The 19504-nt window shown below is 30.8% G+C and carries 26 protein-coding genes; 21 read left to right on the top strand and 5 right to left on the bottom strand.

Annotated features, from left to right (window positions below; translation table 11 throughout):
• Window positions 1-297 precede the first annotated feature (297 nt).
• From ABID96_RS13365 to ABID96_RS13355, 3 genes are read left to right on the top strand one after another with little or no spacing between them, the layout of a single operon-like run.
• Window positions 298-675: a hypothetical protein gene (locus tag ABID96_RS13365; protein ID WP_192602469.1), complete on the top strand. Its 378-nt coding sequence runs from the start codon at window positions 298-300 to the stop codon at window positions 673-675.
• Between the two features lie 43 nt (window positions 676-718).
• Window positions 719-844 carry a hypothetical protein gene (locus ABID96_RS13360; RefSeq protein ID WP_377896896.1) on the top strand — a complete coding sequence of 42 codons (126 nt, stop codon included), beginning with the start codon at window positions 719-721 and terminating at the stop codon, window positions 842-844.
• Between the two features lie 24 nt (window positions 845-868).
• Complete coding sequence (locus ABID96_RS13355; RefSeq protein WP_377896895.1) at window positions 869-994, top strand: hypothetical protein; 126 nt, start codon at window positions 869-871, stop codon at window positions 992-994.
• Between the two features lie 292 nt (window positions 995-1286).
• On the opposite strand, the gene ABID96_RS13350 is transcribed toward ABID96_RS13355, so the two are convergent.
• A complete protein-coding gene (locus ABID96_RS13350) occupies window positions 1287-1721 on the bottom strand; it encodes an Rrf2 family transcriptional regulator (RefSeq protein WP_192602468.1) in 435 nt (144 codons plus the stop codon).
• A 203-nt stretch (window positions 1722-1924) separates the two neighbouring features.
• Here ABID96_RS13350 and ABID96_RS13345 point away from each other — a divergent pair, with 203 nt between their 5' ends.
• From ABID96_RS13345 to ABID96_RS13320, 6 genes are all read left to right on the top strand, one after another.
• The gene (locus ABID96_RS13345; protein WP_192602467.1) at window positions 1925-2788 is read left to right on the top strand and encodes an SDR family oxidoreductase; all 864 of its coding nucleotides are present in this window, start codon (window positions 1925-1927) and stop codon (window positions 2786-2788) included.
• A 642-nt stretch (window positions 2789-3430) separates the two neighbouring features.
• Entirely contained in the window at window positions 3431-4477 is a 1047-nt protein-coding gene (locus tag ABID96_RS13340; protein ID WP_192602466.1) for a DUF2332 domain-containing protein, read from the top strand.
• A gap of 151 nt (window positions 4478-4628) precedes the next feature.
• Window positions 4629-5231 (top strand): protein kinase, encoded by a 603-nt coding sequence (locus tag ABID96_RS13335; RefSeq protein ID WP_192602465.1) that lies wholly within the window; start codon window positions 4629-4631, stop codon window positions 5229-5231.
• A gap of 175 nt (window positions 5232-5406) precedes the next feature.
• Window positions 5407-5706: a hypothetical protein gene (locus ABID96_RS13330; protein ID WP_192602464.1), complete on the top strand. Its 300-nt coding sequence runs from the start codon at window positions 5407-5409 to the stop codon at window positions 5704-5706.
• Between the two features lie 230 nt (window positions 5707-5936).
• Entirely contained in the window at window positions 5937-6404 is a 468-nt protein-coding gene (locus ABID96_RS13325; RefSeq protein WP_192602463.1) for a hypothetical protein, read from the top strand.
• Window positions 6405-6583: 179 nt separating this feature from the next.
• Entirely contained in the window at window positions 6584-7057 is a 474-nt protein-coding gene (locus ABID96_RS13320) for a GNAT family N-acetyltransferase (RefSeq protein WP_192602462.1), read from the top strand.
• Between the two features lie 346 nt (window positions 7058-7403).
• Here the strand turns inward: ABID96_RS13320 and ABID96_RS13315 are convergent, their stop codons facing one another.
• Together ABID96_RS13315 and ABID96_RS13310 are read right to left on the bottom strand one after the other, a co-directional pair.
• Complete coding sequence (locus tag ABID96_RS13315) at window positions 7404-8165, bottom strand: HAD family hydrolase (RefSeq protein WP_192602461.1); 762 nt, start codon at window positions 8163-8165, stop codon at window positions 7404-7406.
• Between the two features lie 181 nt (window positions 8166-8346).
• A complete protein-coding gene (locus tag ABID96_RS13310; RefSeq protein WP_192602460.1) occupies window positions 8347-8577 on the bottom strand; it encodes a hypothetical protein in 231 nt (76 codons plus the stop codon).
• Between the two features lie 368 nt (window positions 8578-8945).
• On the opposite strand from ABID96_RS13310, the gene ABID96_RS13305 reads away from it, so the two are divergent.
• The 9 genes from ABID96_RS13305 (at window position 8946) to ABID96_RS13265 (ending at window position 15363) form a co-directional block, all read left to right on the top strand.
• Window positions 8946-9440 (top strand): NUDIX hydrolase, encoded by a 495-nt coding sequence (locus ABID96_RS13305; RefSeq protein WP_192602459.1) that lies wholly within the window; start codon window positions 8946-8948, stop codon window positions 9438-9440.
• A gap of 143 nt (window positions 9441-9583) precedes the next feature.
• On the top strand, window positions 9584-10129 hold the full coding sequence (locus ABID96_RS13300) for a hypothetical protein (RefSeq protein WP_192602458.1): 546 nt from the start codon (window positions 9584-9586) through the stop codon (window positions 10127-10129).
• Window positions 10130-10278: 149 nt separating this feature from the next.
• The gene (locus tag ABID96_RS13295) at window positions 10279-10746 is read left to right on the top strand and encodes a hypothetical protein (RefSeq protein WP_192602457.1); all 468 of its coding nucleotides are present in this window, start codon (window positions 10279-10281) and stop codon (window positions 10744-10746) included.
• A gap of 585 nt (window positions 10747-11331) precedes the next feature.
• On the top strand, window positions 11332-11730 hold the full coding sequence (locus tag ABID96_RS13290) for a hypothetical protein (RefSeq protein WP_192602455.1): 399 nt from the start codon (window positions 11332-11334) through the stop codon (window positions 11728-11730).
• A 321-nt stretch (window positions 11731-12051) separates the two neighbouring features.
• A complete protein-coding gene (locus ABID96_RS13285; protein ID WP_377896894.1) occupies window positions 12052-12483 on the top strand; it encodes an AbrB/MazE/SpoVT family DNA-binding domain-containing protein in 432 nt (143 codons plus the stop codon).
• 230 nt (window positions 12484-12713) lie between these two features.
• Entirely contained in the window at window positions 12714-12887 is a 174-nt protein-coding gene (locus tag ABID96_RS13280) for a glycosyltransferase (RefSeq protein ID WP_377896893.1), read from the top strand.
• A gap of 63 nt (window positions 12888-12950) precedes the next feature.
• Window positions 12951-13373: a hypothetical protein gene (locus ABID96_RS13275; protein WP_192602454.1), complete on the top strand. Its 423-nt coding sequence runs from the start codon at window positions 12951-12953 to the stop codon at window positions 13371-13373.
• 1069 nt (window positions 13374-14442) lie between these two features.
• The gene (locus ABID96_RS13270) at window positions 14443-14940 is read left to right on the top strand and encodes a DinB family protein (RefSeq protein ID WP_192602453.1); all 498 of its coding nucleotides are present in this window, start codon (window positions 14443-14445) and stop codon (window positions 14938-14940) included.
• Between the two features lie 195 nt (window positions 14941-15135).
• Window positions 15136-15363, top strand: a complete 228-nt coding sequence (locus ABID96_RS13265; RefSeq protein ID WP_192602452.1) for a hypothetical protein — start codon at window positions 15136-15138, stop codon at window positions 15361-15363.
• Between the two features lie 328 nt (window positions 15364-15691).
• Here ABID96_RS13265 and ABID96_RS13260 read toward each other — a convergent pair whose 3' ends face one another.
• A complete protein-coding gene (locus tag ABID96_RS13260) occupies window positions 15692-16003 on the bottom strand; it encodes a hypothetical protein (protein ID WP_192602451.1) in 312 nt (103 codons plus the stop codon).
• A gap of 349 nt (window positions 16004-16352) precedes the next feature.
• Here ABID96_RS13260 and ABID96_RS13255 point away from each other — a divergent pair, with 349 nt between their 5' ends.
• The 3 genes from ABID96_RS13255 to ABID96_RS13245 all read left to right on the top strand — a co-directional run bounded on the left by ABID96_RS13255 (window position 16353) and on the right by ABID96_RS13245 (window position 18768).
• The gene (locus tag ABID96_RS13255) at window positions 16353-16916 is read left to right on the top strand and encodes a TetR/AcrR family transcriptional regulator (RefSeq protein WP_192602450.1); all 564 of its coding nucleotides are present in this window, start codon (window positions 16353-16355) and stop codon (window positions 16914-16916) included.
• Between the two features lie 251 nt (window positions 16917-17167).
• The gene (locus ABID96_RS13250; protein WP_192602449.1) at window positions 17168-17851 is read left to right on the top strand and encodes a response regulator transcription factor; all 684 of its coding nucleotides are present in this window, start codon (window positions 17168-17170) and stop codon (window positions 17849-17851) included.
• A gap of 89 nt (window positions 17852-17940) precedes the next feature.
• Window positions 17941-18768: an SDR family oxidoreductase gene (locus tag ABID96_RS13245; protein ID WP_192602448.1), complete on the top strand. Its 828-nt coding sequence runs from the start codon at window positions 17941-17943 to the stop codon at window positions 18766-18768.
• Window positions 18769-19199: 431 nt separating this feature from the next.
• On the opposite strand, the gene ABID96_RS13240 is transcribed toward ABID96_RS13245, so the two are convergent.
• Window positions 19200-19406, bottom strand: a complete 207-nt coding sequence (locus ABID96_RS13240; protein ID WP_192602429.1) for a hypothetical protein — start codon at window positions 19404-19406, stop codon at window positions 19200-19202.
• Window positions 19407-19504: the final 98 nt, after the last annotated feature.

Raw genomic sequence — 19504 nt, 5'->3', positions numbered from 1 at the left:
ACTTCAAAAAGAAGTTCTTTTTTTATATATGATCACTTTGATAACTAATTTTAAATAGAGTTTTCATGAGGAAAATCGATTTCCCCCAAATTAAAGTGGATTTTTTCGTAAAATGTTATCTTTAATTTTGAATGTTTTGAGTAAATTTTACGTTTTCTTCAGATTCACGAAATTTTTATTGAGCAAAATGGTCTAGTTTTATACTAAAAATATAATATTCGAATAGAAAACTCCCCCAATTTACTGAAAATTCAATAAGAATTACAATATGAACAACAAAGCTTATAGGGGGATCACATGAAACGTATTTTAATAATTTTGTTTTGCATATTCCTTTTATCTGCTTGTTCAATGAAAACAAATACAGCGAGTAAAGTTAAACCAGTAATTGCAGTTGTAGGAGCGTACGGAAATACCGGTGTTATTACGAAAGAAACTGATTATGAATCTATTAAGAAACTTGTTAAAGCATTCGATCTAAAAAAAGCGAAATCAATAAATCAAGATGTCGAAGAAACCGAACCACCTGAATTAACACTATACTTTATTAATGATGCTGGAAAGGCAATGGAAATTAATACGAATCTCGAGAAAGGCATCTATGCTTATAAAGGGTATGTTTACAAGATGGATTCTAAAACAGTCCAGTTACTTCGGGATTTATTTTCCAATTAAATAAATATTAAAAAGAAGATTAAGAAAGTAAGAGGTACTTTTTATGAAAGATTCTCTATATAAAATACTACATTTAGTGTGTTTAATTGGAATTGGTATTGTACTTTACCGAATTGGAACAAAATTGGATCAGGTTGCTCTTTACTTATATCAACTAACTTTTAAATAAGATGAATATTGAGGAGGTTTTCGGTTGGAGATTTCAGAGTCTGCTACATATATCTCTTATATAACTGCCTATTTGCCAATTATTATCGTGACGACGCCACTTTTATTATTAGGAATATTGATATATCTTTTCAAAAGAAAAGGTAGATAATAAACCTTATACTTATGTAACTAACTGGCGCTTTAGTTGAACAACATATAGAGAATGAGAGAACATTCTCTATGTTAATAAAATGCAGTTATTAAAAGAAATGGTAATCGAGTATGGAGTGAATTAATTGAATCAAATACTGTTTAATATAGTAGTTTTACATTTTATAAAAGACGATACTAAATAACCCAAGACCAAACCATTTATGGTTCGGTCTTTTTTGCCTTGTTCAACTAAAGGGGCAGTTTAGTTTCAGAAGAAAGAGAAAAGACATTCCTTTGGAATGCCCTTTCTAACAGATATTTTCTTTACTAGCAATATCTCTCACAACATCTTCTAATGTAACATTTCTTAATACCTTCTCCATTGCCAATTGTGCTGCTGTGAATAATGGTTCAATTGTATTTTGGATGTTCCTACCTACGGGACAATCAGGATGTGGACTTTCATGTATGCTAAACAACTCTTTCTCCTGTACAACATTCACTGCCTTATATACGTCGAACAGAGTGATACAAGATAATTCCTTTGCGAGTTTAGCACCTGCAATTCCTGGGTGTACTTCTATCAAACCAGCTTTTTTTAGCATTCCCATTAGTTTTCTTATAACGGCTGGGTTCGTGTTAACACTCGTAGCTAAAAATTCAGAAGATGTTACTCCTTCATTATTTAATTTAATTAGAGCCAATATATGAATTCCTACTGCAAATCGGCTGCTGATGGACATGTTCAGTCACCACCCCTTTTACCTAATCCTTATATTATTTTATTTCTTCATCATGTAATTGTTTTGATTACAACTTTATTATACCAAAATACGAACAAAATAATATATATTAATTTGCCTGTTGACAAACCGACCGCATGTAACTAGAATGAATACATGTAATTGGAATTGTTACAGATAAAATTTAACTGGAGGGAATATTAATGAAAATTTTAGTAACTGGAGCAACAGGAAAATTAGGTTCCAAGGTTGTAGAATCATTATTGAAATCAGTACCTGCAAGTAATTTGGTGGTGAGTGTCCGAAATCCAGAGAAAGCAGAAGGACTTCGTAATCGTGGAGTGGAAGTTCGTCAAGGTGATTTTGACCGTCCAGAAACATTAGATAATGCTTTTAAAGGGATTGACCGATTATTAATTATTTCTGCCGATGGTGACAATGAAACAAGAATCCAACAACATGCTAATGCTGTCCAAGCAGCTGAACGTGCAGGGGTAAAATTTATTGCTTATACAAGTTTAGCCAATGCAACAGAAAGCAAAAATTTAATGTCTCCACCTCATGTTGCGACAGAAGCAGCCATCATTAAAACGGGTATCCCATATTCTTTCTTACGTAACAATTGGTATTTGGAAAACGAAATTGGAAGCATTCAAGGTGCTATTGCAGGAGCTCCATGGGTAACTTCTGCTGGAGAAGGTAAAGTAGGTTGGGCATTGCAACAAGATTACGCAGATGCTGCTGCAGCAGTTCTTGTTGGAAACGCTCACGAAAATACAGTTTATGAACTTTCTGGTCCACTTTTAACTCAAGAAGAATTGGCATCTGCTCTTGGTAATGTATTGGGTAAAGAAATACCTGTACAACAAGTTAGTGACGAAAAATATGCAGAGATCATGAAAGGTTTAGGTTTGCCTGATTTTGTGATTCCGATTGTAGTAGGAATTCAAGAAAGCATTCGCAACGGTTCACTAGAAGTGGAAAGCAATGATTTTGAGAAAGTTCTTGGTCGTCCAGTTACTCCAATTAACGAAGCACTCAACCAACTTGTTAATGTAATTTCATAAACAAAGTAAAATTTACTTAACAGAACCGACATAAAGTCGGTTTTTTTGCAGATCTGTAATCCTAAAAAGGAGATTATACGGTTGGACCTGTTGTTCCAAAAGGAACGACATTAACATATCAGCAAAGGGATGGATTAGCATCCTGTTATATTTCTTGTCTGGAATTAGCAGCTTAAATTGAAGATATAAAAACCGTTGCTTTCTGTGCAATTTTAACAGGGGTGTTCTTTCTAAAACAGAAACTGCTCAGATTGCAGTTAATACAGTAAACCAATGGTTATCGGAACATCCAATTCATTTTTGAAAGAATTTTTTTATATGTTCGGGAATGAGGATTACAATTTATATTTAAACGTTTTTGCTCGATGATTTTCAGGCAAACTTTTTGCGACTTCTCAAACTAGAGAAGTTTTTATTTTGACAGAGTATTGTTTAAAATGAAAGTTTGTGAAGATATGTACTTAAAGTAACTGGCGCGTTAGTTGAACAAATGAGTTGCTTTGGCAGCTCTTTTTTGTTTTTCAAGGACCTGACAACTTGTTCAATAAGAATTTACTAAAGCCGAAAAGGATACTTCAAATTAATTGTCGAAATATACCAAAAGACTAAATAAGTACTATTCAGTTTGGTGGAGGAGAATTTATGTTAACTAAAGAAGTGCTGTCACAAAGGTTTTCGACATTTGCTGAAAACGAATGTAAAGGGTCCAGTGAATTATACGAATTTTTGTCATTAGAAATCGCACAAGATGATGATCTACTAGAGTTGTGCGCGAATACACTTAATGGACAACCGGTTCCAAATTTACTTTTTGGAGCAGTACATTATCTACTGTTAAGAGGAAATGAACACAAACTAAAAGACTTCTACCCTAGTATTGTAGCTGAATCTAAACCACTTAAAGATTCGTTCGTATACTTTAAAGAATTTTGTTTAATAAACAAAAATGAAATTATACAACTCCTAGAAACAAAACTTGTTCAGACGAACGAGGTACGAAGATGCGCCTACCTTTATCCGGTATTTAGTTTTATTTATGAAAAAACTAAAAAGCCATTGGCTCTTATTGAAATAGGAACAAGTGCGGGATTACAACTTCTTTGGGATCAATATTCGTATTCATATAATACCAATGAAGTTGTTGGAAACAAAGGTTCAAAACTACATATTTCATCAGAATTAAAAGGAGACATTACCCCTTTTTTAACCACAACATCACCACCTGTGTCATCAAGAACAGGTATTGATTTGAATACAGTTGATTTAACCGATGAGGAAGAGTTTTTGTGGCTAAAGTCTTTAATTTGGCCTGAACATAAAGAACGACTATTGATGTTTGAAAAAGCTGCTAGTTATCTGAAAGATTTTCCTGTTGAATTGGTCGAAGGGGATGGCGTTTCTTTATTGGAAGGATTTATTGAAAAAGTTTCAATTTATTGCACAGTTTGTATTTTCCATACTCACGTCGCAAATCAAATGCCAATAGAAACAAGAAACTTACTGTTAAATACGGTTGAATCAATTGGAAACAATCGAGATGTTTTTCATATTTACAATAATATTCAGGACAAAAATTTACACCTCGATTATTATGTAAACGGTGAGGAACACAAACAAACTATTGCTGAAACGGAAGGTCATGGTAAGTGGTTTAAATGGTTACTTCAAAGTGAACTACAACTTAAATGATTTATATTTAAAGTTCTTATGTAACTAACTGGCGCGTTAGTTCAATAAGGAGGAGCTGATTATTCAGCTCTTTTTTACATTTAAACAGGATATTCTTAGCTTATATCGAAGTGAATTTGTAAGATGCTTTAAAAATTAGAGGTGGATACAAATGAATACTGGAATTGTTCAGAAATGGAATAAATATTGTGTAAATAAGAATTTCATTGGTTTAGGCTCAACTAGAAAGGTTTATCGTTTTGGTGATTATGTTTTTAAGGTTAATGTTCACGGTATAGGATATCAACAATCTTTAAGAGAATATCAAATTTATGAATATATGAGATCAAGATCTATTGGCTTTGAACAAATATTGGCAGCAGTATATTTTGTAAATGAAGAAGTATGTATTCAACAATACTACAATGAATTGCCTATGTATGATAATCAAACTTTTGACATAAATGAGAAAGAGGGATATTGTAATTTTCCTAAACAATACAAGGAATGCTTGGAAATACTCGACAAAGAGTTTGATTCATTTGATCTTAAAGATAGCAGTAATTACGGATTAAATGATAAAAATGAATTAGTGTTGATCGATTACGGAATGAGTAAGAAAATATATAATCAAGAATGGGTACCAGCTGTTGAAAGAGGTGAAATCCCACAAATTGAAATACATGTTTGTGTTAAATGTGAAATAAAAACAGAAATTAGAATGTATGGTGAAAACGATACAGATAAGCGATGTATAAAGTGTGGAAAAGAGTAGTTAAATAATAACTTTTTACTACTTACGTTCTTCAACTAACTGGCGCGTTAGTTGAAGATAGAAAGAAGTCATTGGCTTCTTCTCATTGCTTCGATAGTCTTTTAACACTAGCGGAAAGTTAAAAAGTCGTTGTAAAATTATGTTGTTTTGATATTTAAATTAGGGTGGTTTTTTCATGTTAGCAACTATTTTATTTTATGCTATTCCTGCAATTTTCATTTTAATTGGAGTTATTCTTCTCAAAAAAGCTGAAAAAATAGAAAAGAAAAATAAAAAATTATACTATGTATTCAATAATTTAGGGATAAATTTATTTGCCATTCCTATGTCCTTATTTATTGGTGGGATGGCAACAGACGCACCCGATAGTACTATGTTAAACTTTTGCAAAGGATTTTTAGTCGTACAGGGTATTCCGTTGCTCTTACTTATAATTTCTATCCTCAAATATATTCTAAACAAAGAAGAAGTATAGAACAGTTAGATAGTATGTCAAAACCTTAATTTATTAAATTTTCTAATTCAACTAACTGGCGCATTAGTTCATTAACATAAAGAGGATGATCATTAATTGATCATCCTCTTTGTCACTTTTTAGCATTTACTTGATGAAGGAAAGGACTATTAGCCTTTTTAATTGAATAGCTATAAGTAGACAAGATGTGTGATGGATTGTAAAGATTTCAAATTGAGAGGAGTTATTACATGTATAAATGGATAACTTTAACTATACTGTTTCTTATTATAAATCTCACGAGTTGTTTATCAAATGATGGTATGAAAGGAGATAAGCCTCCAAAAGTCATGATTCAGATCGGTAAGCAAACTTATGAAACGAAGCTAGGGACTTATTGCTGGAATACAAAAAACAAAGGGAGATGCGTTGATACAGGTGGACCAGTTGAATTATTAAAAGATAAAAAACCTATTGAAGTGCGACCCGGCGAAGATGTCACTTTCGTGATGAATTATAATCCAAAACCAAATGAAATACATGTAACTCAGAAGAACAATAATACAGATGTTGAAGTCGTATTAGAAAAGAATCGTTTTACTGCGCCTACAAATAAAGGGATCTATTATTATTATTACGGAGTATGGTGGATGGATAAAAAGAAAGAACAAGTTTCAAACGGAGATGCCTTTTACGCCTTTGCTTTAGAGGTAAAATAGGACAGGAGTAAATGTTCCTTATGTAACTAACTGGCGCTTTAGTTGAATAACGTTACGGAGTTGATCAATTGATCAGCTCCTTTTTCACTATTGACAGTTTAGTTGAACAAGGAAAAAGTGAACAAATGTAGAATAATAAATCTTTATATATAAAGATTTATTTAATCGGGGGTTATTATATGTCTTTGGTATTTAGAAAATCTACAATGGACGATGTTAACACATTACTGACCATTCAAAAAGAATCTTTTCAGGAGGATTTAGAGAAATATAATGACAAGGAAACTAATCCAGCTTGTGAAACATTTGAAAAGTTAGCGGAAAATATTAAAAAGTTTCATCATTTCACGATATTAGATGGTCAAACAATTATCGGTGGGATAGATGTAAGAGGAAACAATGAACGTATGCATATTGATAAACTATTTATTTCTCCTTCTGTTCAAAATAAAGGAGTTGGCACAGTTGCAATGCAATTTCTCGAAGAACAATTTTCAAATGTGAAATTATGGACACTATATACCCCTTTTCAAAGTTTTCGTAATCATCATTTTTATGAGAAATTCGGTTATAAGAAGACGAAAGAAATTCAACTTTCACCAAGATTGAAACTGTTTAAGTATGAGAAATTTACAGAGAAGGTTGTAAATTAAATAGATTTGTTGAGTATTTTTCAACTAACGGGGTGCGATAGTCGAAGATTATAAAGAACTGACAAAAACTTGTGCTATTTAGTAAGATAATTCAATAAAAATTATCTTTAATTATAATTGTTTTTTATGTAGGAAATTATAGAAGTATAATTCCATCTCCCAGAATGCTCAATTACCATTTGCATCACCTGTTTATGTACTACTATCGGTCATATCGTATGAGTTAGTTCAATAAGCAGCAAAAAAAGGATCTTCCTAGAAGGTCCTTTTTGTATTGCCAATAAGGAAATATGTTCCAGATTACTGGAAAAGGAAGTGATCTTGACCCAAAATTCATGGAACTATATCAAGGTACAAGACCGAAAGAGTGGTTTAGACCTTCCTCTTTAATGTGTTTATGAATTGCAGTCGGTACATCTTGTAGTGAATTTAACGTGAGAAAAGCCGCCTTTGGCTCAACCTTAACTTCAACTTCGTTATATTTCCATTCTACTTCAGCTGGAATGTAAATGGCATTGATGTTCAACTCCAGTGCTGGAATGATATCAGTTCTTAACGAATTTCCTATCATCCAAGTTATTTTAGGATCGGCATCAATTGTTTTTAAGATATCCGATAGTGCGGTTGTGTCTTTATGTACTGAAATAAAGATACGATGTTCAAAATATGTGGTGAGTTCTAACTGAGTAATTTTCCTGCGTTGATTCTCTTCATCTCCACCAGTATGTAAATATAATTCGTGCCCTGCTTTTTTTAATTGCTGTAGTGTTTCATTCATATAGGGAAGCGGTTCTACAGGAACGTTAAAGACCTTAAACCCCAACTCTCTTAAAAATTCGATTTCATGCTTTACTTTCTCTTTTCCTGTAAGGTCACAAAAATATTTATAAGCACCAATAAAGGATTCCGGGAAACGGTCTGATGTTAGACCGTGTTCATCAATTAATTCCAAATCAATTTCAAGCTGTTTTTGCTTTATTTGCTCTTTTGTTAAGGTGTGAAACCAAATGGTCATTTGGTCGGCAAATTCACCAATAACCTTGTTAAAATATCTATTACAATAGACTAGAGTATCGTCAAGATTAAATATAATATTTTGTTTTTGCATCATTTACTCCTTTAAAAAATTTTTTATTCAATATTATTTTCATTTAGATATTAGTGTGGTTTGGATATTGTTTTTCATTCCATACCTATAAAGCAGCAAAAACGAACAAAATGCTCGATTCAAGAATCTGGCGCGAGTATTGAACAACTTAAGTAGAAAAAATTTATAACTTAAGTAATTTTTATTCGCCTATATTATTTTCAAACCATTCCTGGAGCTCATTCAATGATGTGAAGGAGAAGATTTCTTCCCCGTTTTGTCCGTTATCCAAGCCTGTGTTTCCTCTTAAGCTAATTTGTCCTTCCTCTCCAGAAATTAAAATAGCATAAGGGTGGTTTATATTTATGTACCTTGCATCCAAATCATTATCGATCCAATTCTTGCTACGTAAAAATGCTTCGTAATGTTCCATTTTCATTCCTCCTATCGTTATTATTGTTCCTAATCTCTCCCAAAACCCAAAAAATAGACAAAAAAGCAGTCCCATCCTACTTTTTTTATTTTTGGACTATTTAATTGAACGGGGATTGCCAAATACTTTGGTGCAATTAAAAGATAAAAGTAGAGGTATTAGTAGAGATGTTTTCTACACCACTTATGCAACTAAAGAGAGCGTTAGTTGAACATCACTGAGTTGCTTCGGCAGCTTTTTTTCTTATTCAAGTAAATGGTCGGCTAGTACAATAAGAAAAGGATTCTGTGTATAAAAAAGAGAAAAGTTCTATATAAGGTGATATGGTTTTATTGCAGTATGAACTGGTTAAAAAAAGGGTGATATATATGGAAACAACTTATGTAAATTGGGGAGAAGCAAAAATAAAATTAACCTGGAAACAGGATAATCAACTACCTCCACAATACCTAATAACAAGTGTTCATGGACTTTGCTTTTATAATAAAAAGTTGTTATTAGTCGATTTAAATCATAGAGGATGGGATTTTCCTGGTGGTCATATTGAATTAAATGAAACTCCTGAAGAATGTTTTAAACGTGAAGCAATGGAAGAGGGCTATATTGAAGGAGAATGTGATCTTCTTGGATATATAATAGTTGATCACAACGACAATCCAAAATGGAGTGAAAAAAGTAAATATCCTAAAGTTGGTTATCAAGTATTCTACCGTATGGTCATTAGACAATTCCATACTTTTGAAGGTATGCATGAATCAGTTCAAAGGATATTAATTAATCCAAATGAAATCAAAGTTTACTATCATGAGTGGCATAGCGTATATCAATCTATTTTAGAGTATGCTCTCGATATAGATTTATAAAATGTACATGATCTTATGCAACTAACTGGCGCGTTAGTTGAATATATTGTAGCTATTTGCTATTTTTTGGAGTTCATATATTTCTTATAGTTATTTTAATTGTATTTTGTTTTTTATACGGATAGAAAGGAAAATTTTATATTATGGAGTTTGAAGTTTTTTGGAATAGTTACAAAGAGGAACGTTCATCTTATAGAGATGATGCCTGGACAGAAATACTTTTGTGGAAAATCAAATCCTTGTCTCCTGATGATAAACAGGTTGTTCTTGAAGAGCTACTGAGTATGGTAATGGACCGTAGGGATCACTGGTACGTAGCATTAGACGCATTAGAGGAGTTTGGAAATGAGTCCCACATACAGGTTCTTGTTGATACACAGAAGATTTCTAGCAAAAAGTGTGGATACATAATAAAGGTGCTAGCTAAGCGTGGTATTGCAGAAGACTTATTAGAAGAGTTTCTAAAGACTGCAATAATTGATTCGAGTTGGCGCTATGTAGTAGGAAATTTATCCGATAAGCAAAAACATTTATTCACTTTCGCATTTGAAAGGTATTTCGATGAAGGTCATGAGCTGGAGTTCGGTTTTAGGACATTCTTTTCTTATAATAAGGATAAATTAGAATTATTGAAGACTCAATTTAAGCATAATGCGAAAATTTTTAATGAGCTAAATACTATCACTTAAATTTTAGTCTTTATTAAACTAACTGGCGCGTTAGTTACATAATGAATATGTTGCTAACTATGGGGAAAAGAACTGGTTTTGAAAGAATATAAAAGTCTTTGAGCATAGAAGTTTCAAATAAGCATAGATTGGTCGAAAGGAGCAGGAATATGAAAAAAAAAGAAATCTACTGGAGCTTCAGTCTTATTTTTTCTTTTCTTGGTTTCTATCTCATAGAAAACGTGTTTACGTTTAAACCTAATGTTATGTCGGGGAATGGAAATCTCGCTATTTTAGCTATCCTGTTTTTCTCGCCTATTTTTATTGCGAGTTACTTCTTTACGTATAAACAGGCAAGGCAAATAGCCAACAATACAAAAAATCGAAAAATAAAAGCAGTCATTCTATCGAGTTTAATCGTATGCTTTACAGTATTGATCTTTGTATTAGTAGATTATACAAGTGAACTCATTGTTGCTTTAGGTGGAACACCTTCTAATCCTAAATCAAGAATTTACCGTTTTGGTTGGTTTAATCAGTATACAAATAGCATCTATTTTAATGCTTATACTTTTTTATTAACACATATAATGGTTGTCATCGTCGGTATCCTATCCTTCGTAAGAAAAAACAATTAAATAACTTGATAAATAAACGAAAAACGCTTGGGAGATCCAAGCATTTTGTGTGCATTTTATTCTAAGCCTGTTCAACAACTAACGAGAGCGTTAGTTGAAGATCGTAAAATTGTAAGAAATTTTGACTAATCTTTATTATTATTTTTGTTTTTATCGTTATTATTTTTCATCATTTTCAAATATTCCCAATCAATACCTACAAACGGACTCATACAGCCACAACATTGTCTTCTAATACAACATCTGCAATGGCAATCACAATGACTTCTTCTTCTACACTCGTCACAATCACATCGATTACGGTTACAACTACACATCGTAAACTCCTCCTTGAATAAACTACATAAATAGAGTATGCATAGTTGTCTTACTTAGGTAAGGCTAGTACCTAAATAGAAATAATAAAGCACATGAATCTTAAAACGCCACGGTAACTTTTTCTAGTAGTAAATTGCAACTTAATTAAAGAAGGAAGATACACTTAATAAAGTCAATATATTGTATTCAAACATTTTTCCTAATTAAGGAGCCTTATAGTAATGTTAACTTGAAATTCAGAATTTAACTCATCTAGGAGAATTACAAATGAAAAAGGGAATTATTATAAGTATAATTTTAGCTGTTTTATTACTTAGTGGGGTAGATAATACATTTAAAGATGCATTATTATATGCTGTTATTTATCTTATTGGGAAGAGTCTAATCTATTATTTCGAATCTAAAAAAATAAATTGGAAACAAAATATTAGAGATTTTGCTTTTTTCGTTATTTTTACCTTTTCATATCATACTTGTTATCTAATATTAGAATCGTTTGGATTTAGATCTATTAAACTTTTTACAAGTGGGTTCGGATTAATAACGGGAATTATAACATATTTTGACTTAGGAATTACAGGATTAGAAGGTATACATTATTTAATCGATTCATTAGCTATGAATGATAAATTGGAAATCTCAAAAATCTTTGTTAAGCAAACTTAATTTTCACATTTAATGGATGAAAAAATTGTACACTGCTAAATACAAATCGTTATACAACTAACTGGCGCGTTAGTTGTATAAGAAAGTAGTATTTAATCAAATAAAAAGCGAGAACATGGAATTATATTCCATGTTCTTTTTTTTATCATAAAGCCATTATTGGAGTATCTTCTTTTTGTTTGTAAAAAATTACCAAAAATAACCTATCGCTAATTGGAGAGAATATTTAAACACTTTGATATTATAAAACTAAACTCAACGTGTATGTTTTTAGCTAATACGTTGTTATACAAAAAGAGAGATAAATGGGGAGTTATACTAATGAAATCAACGGGAATTGTTAGAAAGTTAGATGAATTAGGTAGAATTGTTTTACCGAAAGAATTAAGAAAAACCATGAATATTGAAGGCAGAGATCCCTTAGAAATTCATGTAGAAAAAAATTCGATAATAATTACTAAGTATGATAATTTATTGGGAAAAAGCGGGATTGTGAGAAAAGTAGATGAATTAGGAAGAGTTGTATTACCTAAAGAACTCAGAAAAGCGTTAAAGCTTGAAACAAATGAACCTTTAGAGGTTTTTATTGACGAACAACGAATAATTCTTAAACAATTTTATTCGGATAAAACATGTATGATTACTGGGGTAATTGATGATAAAAACTTTTTTTTTCAAAATGGTAGGATAGTGTTAAGTAAAGATGGTGCTAACATTCTTATCCAAGAATTACATAAATATTTAGCCCAATAAAAAAACTAAAAGGGAGATGTCTCCTAGAATCCTTATTGAACTAACTGGCGCTATAGTTGAAGAAATTTAAGAGTCGAAGGTGATCGACTCTTTTTTTGTATTAAGCTATTTTTGCTTTGTATTTAAAATAGAATCATAAATGTTTTTATAATTCTTTATATATAAGTATTAAAACCATATGATTTTATTAGTTAATGATTTTATATAAAGTAAGGAGATATTCAAACCATATGTCTAAAAAAACGATTGTTTTTACTGGTGGAGGTTCGGCTGGACATGTTACACCCAATATTGCAATTATTAACGAGTTAAATAAAAATGATTGGGAAATTAAGTATATAGGCATTGGGAGAAAAACTAAGAGACTTTATTGCTTATTATTATTTAAGATTGGCCAAAAATAATATAGGAACGACAACGTTTAAAGTGGCTCGATTTTTATTGGAAAAACGGGTAGTTATCTTTGCATGCAGGTAAATGGTGAAAAATGTCGAATCAATTATTTATGCATTAAGAAAATAGGTTTCATACTATGCTTTTTTAGGAGGGGAGTCATAATAAAATTTTATGTTCCTATATTAGCTATAATATGTATAGTTTTAATTGGAGGTAGTTATTTTTTAAAAGGATTCTTTAATCAGGGCTTGTTTTGGCTTCTACCAGTTATATTAGTTATTATGGTGGCTGCAATTTTATATAGTATCATTAAAGTTATAATTAGTTATTACAGAATAAATAATGATAAAAAAAATGATTTTCTTGAAATAACTAGAATGTCACTTGAGCCCAAATTGGGAAAAGGTTTTATTTTAGAAGCGATAATATCTGAATTAAGTATTTTCTATTATTCCACTTGGATGGTTCAAAAAGCCAAACATAAAAAAACATGAAAAAGCTTTTTCTTATCACATTTCTTCACAAATAAAAACGATTGTAATAGTAATTTCAATTTTAATTATCTTGGAAGGACTATTAATTCATTTTCTTATCCACTTATGGAGCCACATTGCTGCTTGGATTTTTACGATACTAAATATTTACGCTTTGATCTATATAATAGGGCTATATAATTCTGTTAAATCTTTGCCTCATATAATATCCTTGGACAGGATTATAATCCGAATAGGGTATCAAAGTAGTATTAAACTGGATATTAGAAATATAGAAAGTGTAAGAATTGCTAATGAAAAAAGTGATATTTTTGAAAAAACATCTAAAGAAATATACTTTGCAATATTGAATACTGACTCTCCACAGTACGAAATCTTTTTAAAAGAACCTACTTTAATGAAAAGTACATATGGAAGGAAAAAATATGTTAAAACTGTAGTGTTCAGGGCAGATAATCCAGTAAAAATGATTGAGACGTTAAATACTAATATGAAGACATTAAATAATAGATAAAAAAATACTTGCACAACTAATTTAGCGGTATAGTTGAACAAATTAAGGAGTCGATGACGATGTTCGACTCCATTAATAATTTTTTATGTTCATTTTTATTTACTAAAGATTTTCTATTGATTATTAAATAGTATATTTTTAATAATAAGATTTCTTCTATTTCCATATTATGCAAGATATGAATTATATTAGCTAAAGAGATAAATAGTTAATGTTTAACTAACTGGCGAATTAGTTGAACAACAAATAGAGGGTGATCATTAAACGATCATCCTCTATTTCACTATATTGCATAATAGTTAAAGGAGAAGTCAAAGCTTTTAATCATTCATTTATCTATTGACTTAGAGTTTACTCTAATCAGTATAATTAAAAACAGAATTGAAAAAGTAGTGTAATTAGTTAAAGAGTGGACTTTTTATCATCATATGGTTTAGATGAAAAATTCGATTTGACTATTGTGATCAGTAATTTTTTCAATTATATATTTAGATAATAGAGTTAAAAGAACAATAAATTCAGTAATTTAGAATAAAAATGTTGGGAGTCGGTTTTATGGAGCAATCAAATAAAGCGTTTAGTGACACATTAATAAAATCATTAAGAGGAGAACGAGGTCATCTTCCTATCAAGAATGCTTTGTTGGATATAAACATGGATCTTGCGGGAAAAAGAAAAGAAGAACTACCTTATACTATTTATCAATTAGTCAAACACATGACATACTGGCAAGATTTTCTCTTATTATTCGCACAAGGAGAGAAGCCTGAATTACCTTCCAATGTAAAAGAAAGCTGGCCTGTTGAAGAGGGGCCAAGTAATGAGGAAGAGTGGAAACAGGTTATTCAGCATTTTCTTCAAGGGATAGAACAGGCATGTACGATTGCCCAAACTGTTCAATTGGACAAATCATTGGAGAAATGGCCAGGCGAATCACCAGGTGGTGTTCTACGCAATATTGCATCTCACAACTCCTATCATTTAGGTGAAATCGTACTAATCCGCAGATTATTTAGCTCTTGGCCACCACCAACCGGAGGTTATCCAGCCTAAACTCTAGTTCAAAAATAATTTCATAACACATGGGAGCCAATGAGGCTCCTATTTGCCCTTTGTTGAATAAGAACTGGTCTAATTATATTGCTAACAATAATATATGGGATTTATTGGAACATTCGAAAATCTATTATTTAAAATGTAAATATGGGAGTTAGGCGGGGAGACCAATATTGGAATGAAGATATTATTATGAGTGTTGAAAGAGAAACAGGTGAAATTTTACAAGTTACGACTTTACAAGATAATGTTCATTCTTCAACTGATAAAGGAATTAGAAGTGGAACAACAAATAAAAATGTAATATCAATATATGGTGAAAATTACTATAAAGATGAAGACCAAGAACAATCAATTTATGTATGTAGACCCAAAAAAATTTGGATTCTTCATTTTCACACTCTAATGGGAAAGTTATAAGTATTAGTATAAGCTATGCTTTTGATAGGTTGAAATGGGAAAAGTAATTTCACATCAAAAAATCCAGCAAATGATTAACATAAAACAAGAAAGTTTATTTCAAATTGAACTAACGAATGTGTTTGTTGAATTAGAATTAATTATTTTCTCACTAAAATGGTTTCCAATTTGGAAATCTTATATCATCTTCCGACCTTTATTAACATGCGTTATCCTAATTATTAGGATAACGCCCGATTGTTGCGAAAATATATTAAAGGAGAACTTGTTAGTTAAGGTTTTTATATAGACTATATCATCTTCTTAAACAAATCATTCTTCATCTATTTTAATAAAATTTTTCATTTACTTCCCACGATTCAACTGTTAAATAAGCAGTTTTTGGATCCATTCCCCTTCCAATTAAATAGGTCATTGCAGCAACTTCTTGTAATGCATGCTCATATGAAGTTGCTTTCGCTTCATTCAGACCATAAGTAACAAAAGGGGCAATTTCCCTGAATACCGTATTCTTTAAATGAGGATATAACGGCTGCTTTATCACTTGATCTGCCCATATTTCCGATTGCGGATATTGAGGAAATTGTCGATAGTGCTGAATTGGATAGTAAGGCATGTAATTTTGATACATATGACTCATCTTTTAACTATACCTCCCTTTTTTATTCCTGTGATATCCTATGATAGGTGTTTATCCAATGACTAGACGGGTACCCAAATATATAACCATTCTCATTTGTCCCAATTTATTACCGATAATAATTTTCCAGTCGATCCATAACTGATTATTGTTATTGTTGTTATTATCAATATTTTGATTATAAATATCAATTTCCTTATTCAACTAACTGGCGCGTTAGAAATAAGATCTTTTAAACTTACTTTCTCACACTTTAATTCTAAAGTTTAGTTGACTTAATTATAAATGTTATCTATTATCAATGTAGAAAAATGAGAAAAATGTTAAGTAATTGATTGGAGTTATATTAATGGAACAAAAGGAAAGTTCGAGGACAAAAATACTCAAAACTGCATCTAGGCTTTTTCAATTACAAGGGTATCATGCAACTGGCCTAAATCAAATTACCCAAGAAAGTGGTGCGCCAAAAGGTTCTTTATATTATCATTTTCCTAATGGTAAAGAACAACTAGCTATTGAGGCAGTAGAATTAACTTCAACCTTTATATTAAATTACATAAATGAAGGATTACAAAGTTCTCCAGATGCTTTACGTGCAATAGAAAATTTTATTTTATGGATGGCGGAACAATTTGAAAAAGGACCAATGACTGGACTTCCAATAGCAACAGTTGCATTAGAAACATCTTTAGTTAGTGAAACAATACGAGAAACTTGCCAACATTCATACCAAAAATTTGAAACTGCATTTTCTCAGAAATTAATGATCTCCGGTTTTGATCAAGAACGAGCTGAAGAATTAGGAGTTATTCTTAATTTTATGATTGAAGGTGCATGCCTTATATCGTTTACAAATGGAAACGGGGAACCACTAAGAATGTTAGCAAAGCAAATACCATTACTCCTTAAATGAAATAATGGTTCATTTAATAAAATTATATAGACTGGTCTATATTTAATATGATGAAAATATAGAGATTTAGATAAACATGTCAAACTATGCCTTATAAGAATAGAAAAAGTCACATAATTAACATCATCATCTTAAAAGTATAGTCATTATTAAAGAACGTGAAATAAATGAATTTATGGAAAATGCAAGAATTTTCCTTAATGTATAAGCGGTAATTAATGTTCAAAATACAATTTAAAGGTGAGGCAATTATGATGTTAGAAGAATGCACAAATAATATATGTAAAAAACAAAATACTGTGGTGATTGTAGAGAGTTTATTATTTGTTACAGGAATACATAATATATTAAAGTTTTATAATATAAATTCTTATATTTCTTCTAAAGAGATTTTATCAAATGGAATTGATCAATTCGAATCAATCATTATTATTCAAGTCCCTTCAAAAGAAACGGAAGAATATGCAAAGAAACTAATTTCACTAGATTCCTCTACAAAAATAATTATTATTAAAGATTCAATTAATATGTTTACAATTAATAAACTAATCCATATTGGTGTTAAAGGAATTTGTCTTAATGATATAAGTGAACTATTTCTAATAGATTTAGTAAAGCAGGTACATATTGGACATTTTATGTTAGATACACGTTTCACAGACGATTTTTTCAATTATTATAAAGAATTATATGAAATTCATGAAATATATAGGCAACTAGATGATACTGATCTGAAACTAATTCTTACTAGTAGAGAAATAGAAATCTTAGGATTACTATCTAAGGGACTCTCTAACAAAGAGATTAGTAAGGAACTGACCATTTCTGATAAAACGGTTAAAAATCATGTAGGTAATTTATTACAAAAAATGGAGGTCCAAGACCGATTAAATGCTGTAATTAAAGCAGTTAAAAATAGATGGATAATAATCTAAAGGAATAGCTCCAAGTCGTTAGTTATGTTTTTAATAAAATTAGCACAACTTTATAGTAAAAACATAAAAAGAAAAGGAATGAGATAGATATGATCTTAGTAACTGGGGCTACCGGTAATGTTGGAAGAGAAGTTGTAAAAGAATTACAAAGATTACACATAGATTTTAAAATATCAACACATAGAAAAAATACAGAAAATATCTATTTAAACTTTGAGGATCCAGATTCAATTCGTCCGGCTCTTCAAGGAATCAAGAAATTATTTCTAATTCGTCCACCACATCTTGCGGAAAAAAAGTACTTTGAACCGGTAATTGAAATAGCAAAAGAGGTTGGAATTGATCACATAGTATTTTTATCTTTATTAGGAGCAGAAAAAAATAGAATATTTCCTCATGCAAAAATTGAGGAACTAATACTAAAATCTGGTATTCCATATACCTTTTTAAGACCTAGCTTTTTCATGCAAAATTTACTAACACAACACGGCGAGGAATTGTTAAATGAAAATATCATTTTTGTTCCTGCGGGAAAAGGAAAAACAAGTTTTATTGATGTGCGTGATATAGGAGTAGTTGCTGCAAAAACATTAACAGAAAGTGGTCATCGTTTTAAGGCATATTCATTAACAGGTAAAGAAGCCCTTAGTTACTATGAAGTTGCAGACATACTATCAAAACATTTAAGTAAAGAAATCCATTATTCAGATCCAAGTATTTTAACTTTCTGGAGAAAAAAGAGAAAAAAAGGGATGAAACGTGATTTTATCGTCGTGATGATTGCTATTTATACAACAGCCAAGCTAGGGTTAGCTAAAACAGTAACATCTGATTTAGAAGTGTTACTCGGTAATGATCCGATTTCAATGGAAAAGTTCGTTTTGGACTACCTTGAAGCATTTTATACAAAAAATTAATATATCTGATTTCGTTAAGGTGTTATTAATATTCCTTAGAACCAGCTTAAAAGAGGTGTTACAAGAGTCACAGATGTGGCTCTTTTTTGTTTCATTAAACAGACAGTTTAGTTCAACAATCAATATTACCAATTATAATCACTGCGTTATATGTAGCTTTTATTTTCAGTATTCTTTATGAGATAAAAGGAAAAAAAATAAGATTTGATGCTACTCGTGTAGTTTCAATTAATTTTTATGACATTGGGAATGATTTTATTTATGGTAGGTCGATTTGTATAGCGACATTTTGTATAACTAACACATGCGTTAGTGAAAAAAGAAAAAACAAAGTCATCTATAAGGAGACTCTGTTTTAAATAATTATTTTAGTAATTTTTTTTTAGTGAAATTAACCCAGTTTTTTCAAAGGATTAATATAAGAATCAAAATTAGATCCATCTCCAACCACAATTATTACGATCTCTGTCATCGCGTCGATCCTCAGCACCAGCAACTCTATCATCGTTGCAACGATCTACAGCACGACAAAATTCATCTCGGTCAACCGTGATTTTTGCGTTTAATGTAACATTTTTTCTATTTCTGTTTCGATCACTTTCTCCACCAACATTATTATTATTACGATTGTAACTCAAGAAAAGCACTCCTTATCCTATTGATTAACTACCTTAATATCATATGATTTTGTTTGGACAAGCGTTCTAGACGTTAGTTTATTTAATAAAAAACAATG

The organism is Gottfriedia sp. OAE603, from assembly GCF_040543965.1.
Taxonomy (GTDB): Bacteria; Bacillota; Bacilli; order Bacillales; family Bacillaceae_G; genus Gottfriedia; species Gottfriedia solisilvae.
The sequence above is the reverse complement of the archived record's forward strand: the minus strand, read 5'-3'. Positions and strand labels throughout refer to the sequence as shown.

Excerpts from the sequence above, each read along its gene's own strand:
- ABID96_RS13365 (WP_192602469.1), top strand. The coding sequence starts at position 298 with ATGAAACGTATTTTAATAATTTTGTTTTGCATATTCCTTTTATCTGCT.
- ABID96_RS13360 (WP_377896896.1), top strand. The coding sequence starts at position 719 with ATGAAAGATTCTCTATATAAAATACTACATTTAGTGTGTTTAATTGGA.
- ABID96_RS13350 (WP_192602468.1), bottom strand. The coding sequence starts at position 1,721 with ATGTCCATCAGCAGCCGATTTGCAGTAGGAATTCATATATTGGCTCTA.
- ABID96_RS13345 (WP_192602467.1), top strand. The coding sequence starts at position 1,925 with ATGAAAATTTTAGTAACTGGAGCAACAGGAAAATTAGGTTCCAAGGTT.
- ABID96_RS13340 (WP_192602466.1), top strand. The coding sequence starts at position 3,431 with ATGTTAACTAAAGAAGTGCTGTCACAAAGGTTTTCGACATTTGCTGAA.
- ABID96_RS13335 (WP_192602465.1), top strand. The coding sequence starts at position 4,629 with ATGAATACTGGAATTGTTCAGAAATGGAATAAATATTGTGTAAATAAG.
- ABID96_RS13330 (WP_192602464.1), top strand. The coding sequence starts at position 5,407 with ATGTTAGCAACTATTTTATTTTATGCTATTCCTGCAATTTTCATTTTA.
- ABID96_RS13325 (WP_192602463.1), top strand. The coding sequence starts at position 5,937 with ATGTATAAATGGATAACTTTAACTATACTGTTTCTTATTATAAATCTC.
- ABID96_RS13320 (WP_192602462.1), top strand. The coding sequence starts at position 6,584 with ATGTCTTTGGTATTTAGAAAATCTACAATGGACGATGTTAACACATTA.
- ABID96_RS13315 (WP_192602461.1), bottom strand. The coding sequence starts at position 8,165 with ATGCAAAAACAAAATATTATATTTAATCTTGACGATACTCTAGTCTAT.
- ABID96_RS13310 (WP_192602460.1), bottom strand. The coding sequence starts at position 8,577 with ATGGAACATTACGAAGCATTTTTACGTAGCAAGAATTGGATCGATAAT.
- ABID96_RS13305 (WP_192602459.1), top strand. The coding sequence starts at position 8,946 with ATGGAAACAACTTATGTAAATTGGGGAGAAGCAAAAATAAAATTAACC.
- ABID96_RS13300 (WP_192602458.1), top strand. The coding sequence starts at position 9,584 with ATGGAGTTTGAAGTTTTTTGGAATAGTTACAAAGAGGAACGTTCATCT.
- ABID96_RS13295 (WP_192602457.1), top strand. The coding sequence starts at position 10,279 with ATGAAAAAAAAAGAAATCTACTGGAGCTTCAGTCTTATTTTTTCTTTT.
- ABID96_RS13290 (WP_192602455.1), top strand. The coding sequence starts at position 11,332 with ATGAAAAAGGGAATTATTATAAGTATAATTTTAGCTGTTTTATTACTT.
- ABID96_RS13285 (WP_377896894.1), top strand. The coding sequence starts at position 12,052 with ATGAAATCAACGGGAATTGTTAGAAAGTTAGATGAATTAGGTAGAATT.
- ABID96_RS13280 (WP_377896893.1), top strand. The coding sequence starts at position 12,714 with ATGTCTAAAAAAACGATTGTTTTTACTGGTGGAGGTTCGGCTGGACAT.
- ABID96_RS13275 (WP_192602454.1), top strand. The coding sequence starts at position 12,951 with ATGCAGGTAAATGGTGAAAAATGTCGAATCAATTATTTATGCATTAAG.
- ABID96_RS13270 (WP_192602453.1), top strand. The coding sequence starts at position 14,443 with ATGGAGCAATCAAATAAAGCGTTTAGTGACACATTAATAAAATCATTA.
- ABID96_RS13265 (WP_192602452.1), top strand. The coding sequence starts at position 15,136 with ATGAGTGTTGAAAGAGAAACAGGTGAAATTTTACAAGTTACGACTTTA.
- ABID96_RS13260 (WP_192602451.1), bottom strand. The coding sequence starts at position 16,003 with ATGAGTCATATGTATCAAAATTACATGCCTTACTATCCAATTCAGCAC.
- ABID96_RS13255 (WP_192602450.1), top strand. The coding sequence starts at position 16,353 with ATGGAACAAAAGGAAAGTTCGAGGACAAAAATACTCAAAACTGCATCT.
- ABID96_RS13250 (WP_192602449.1), top strand. The coding sequence starts at position 17,168 with ATGATGTTAGAAGAATGCACAAATAATATATGTAAAAAACAAAATACT.
- ABID96_RS13245 (WP_192602448.1), top strand. The coding sequence starts at position 17,941 with ATGATCTTAGTAACTGGGGCTACCGGTAATGTTGGAAGAGAAGTTGTA.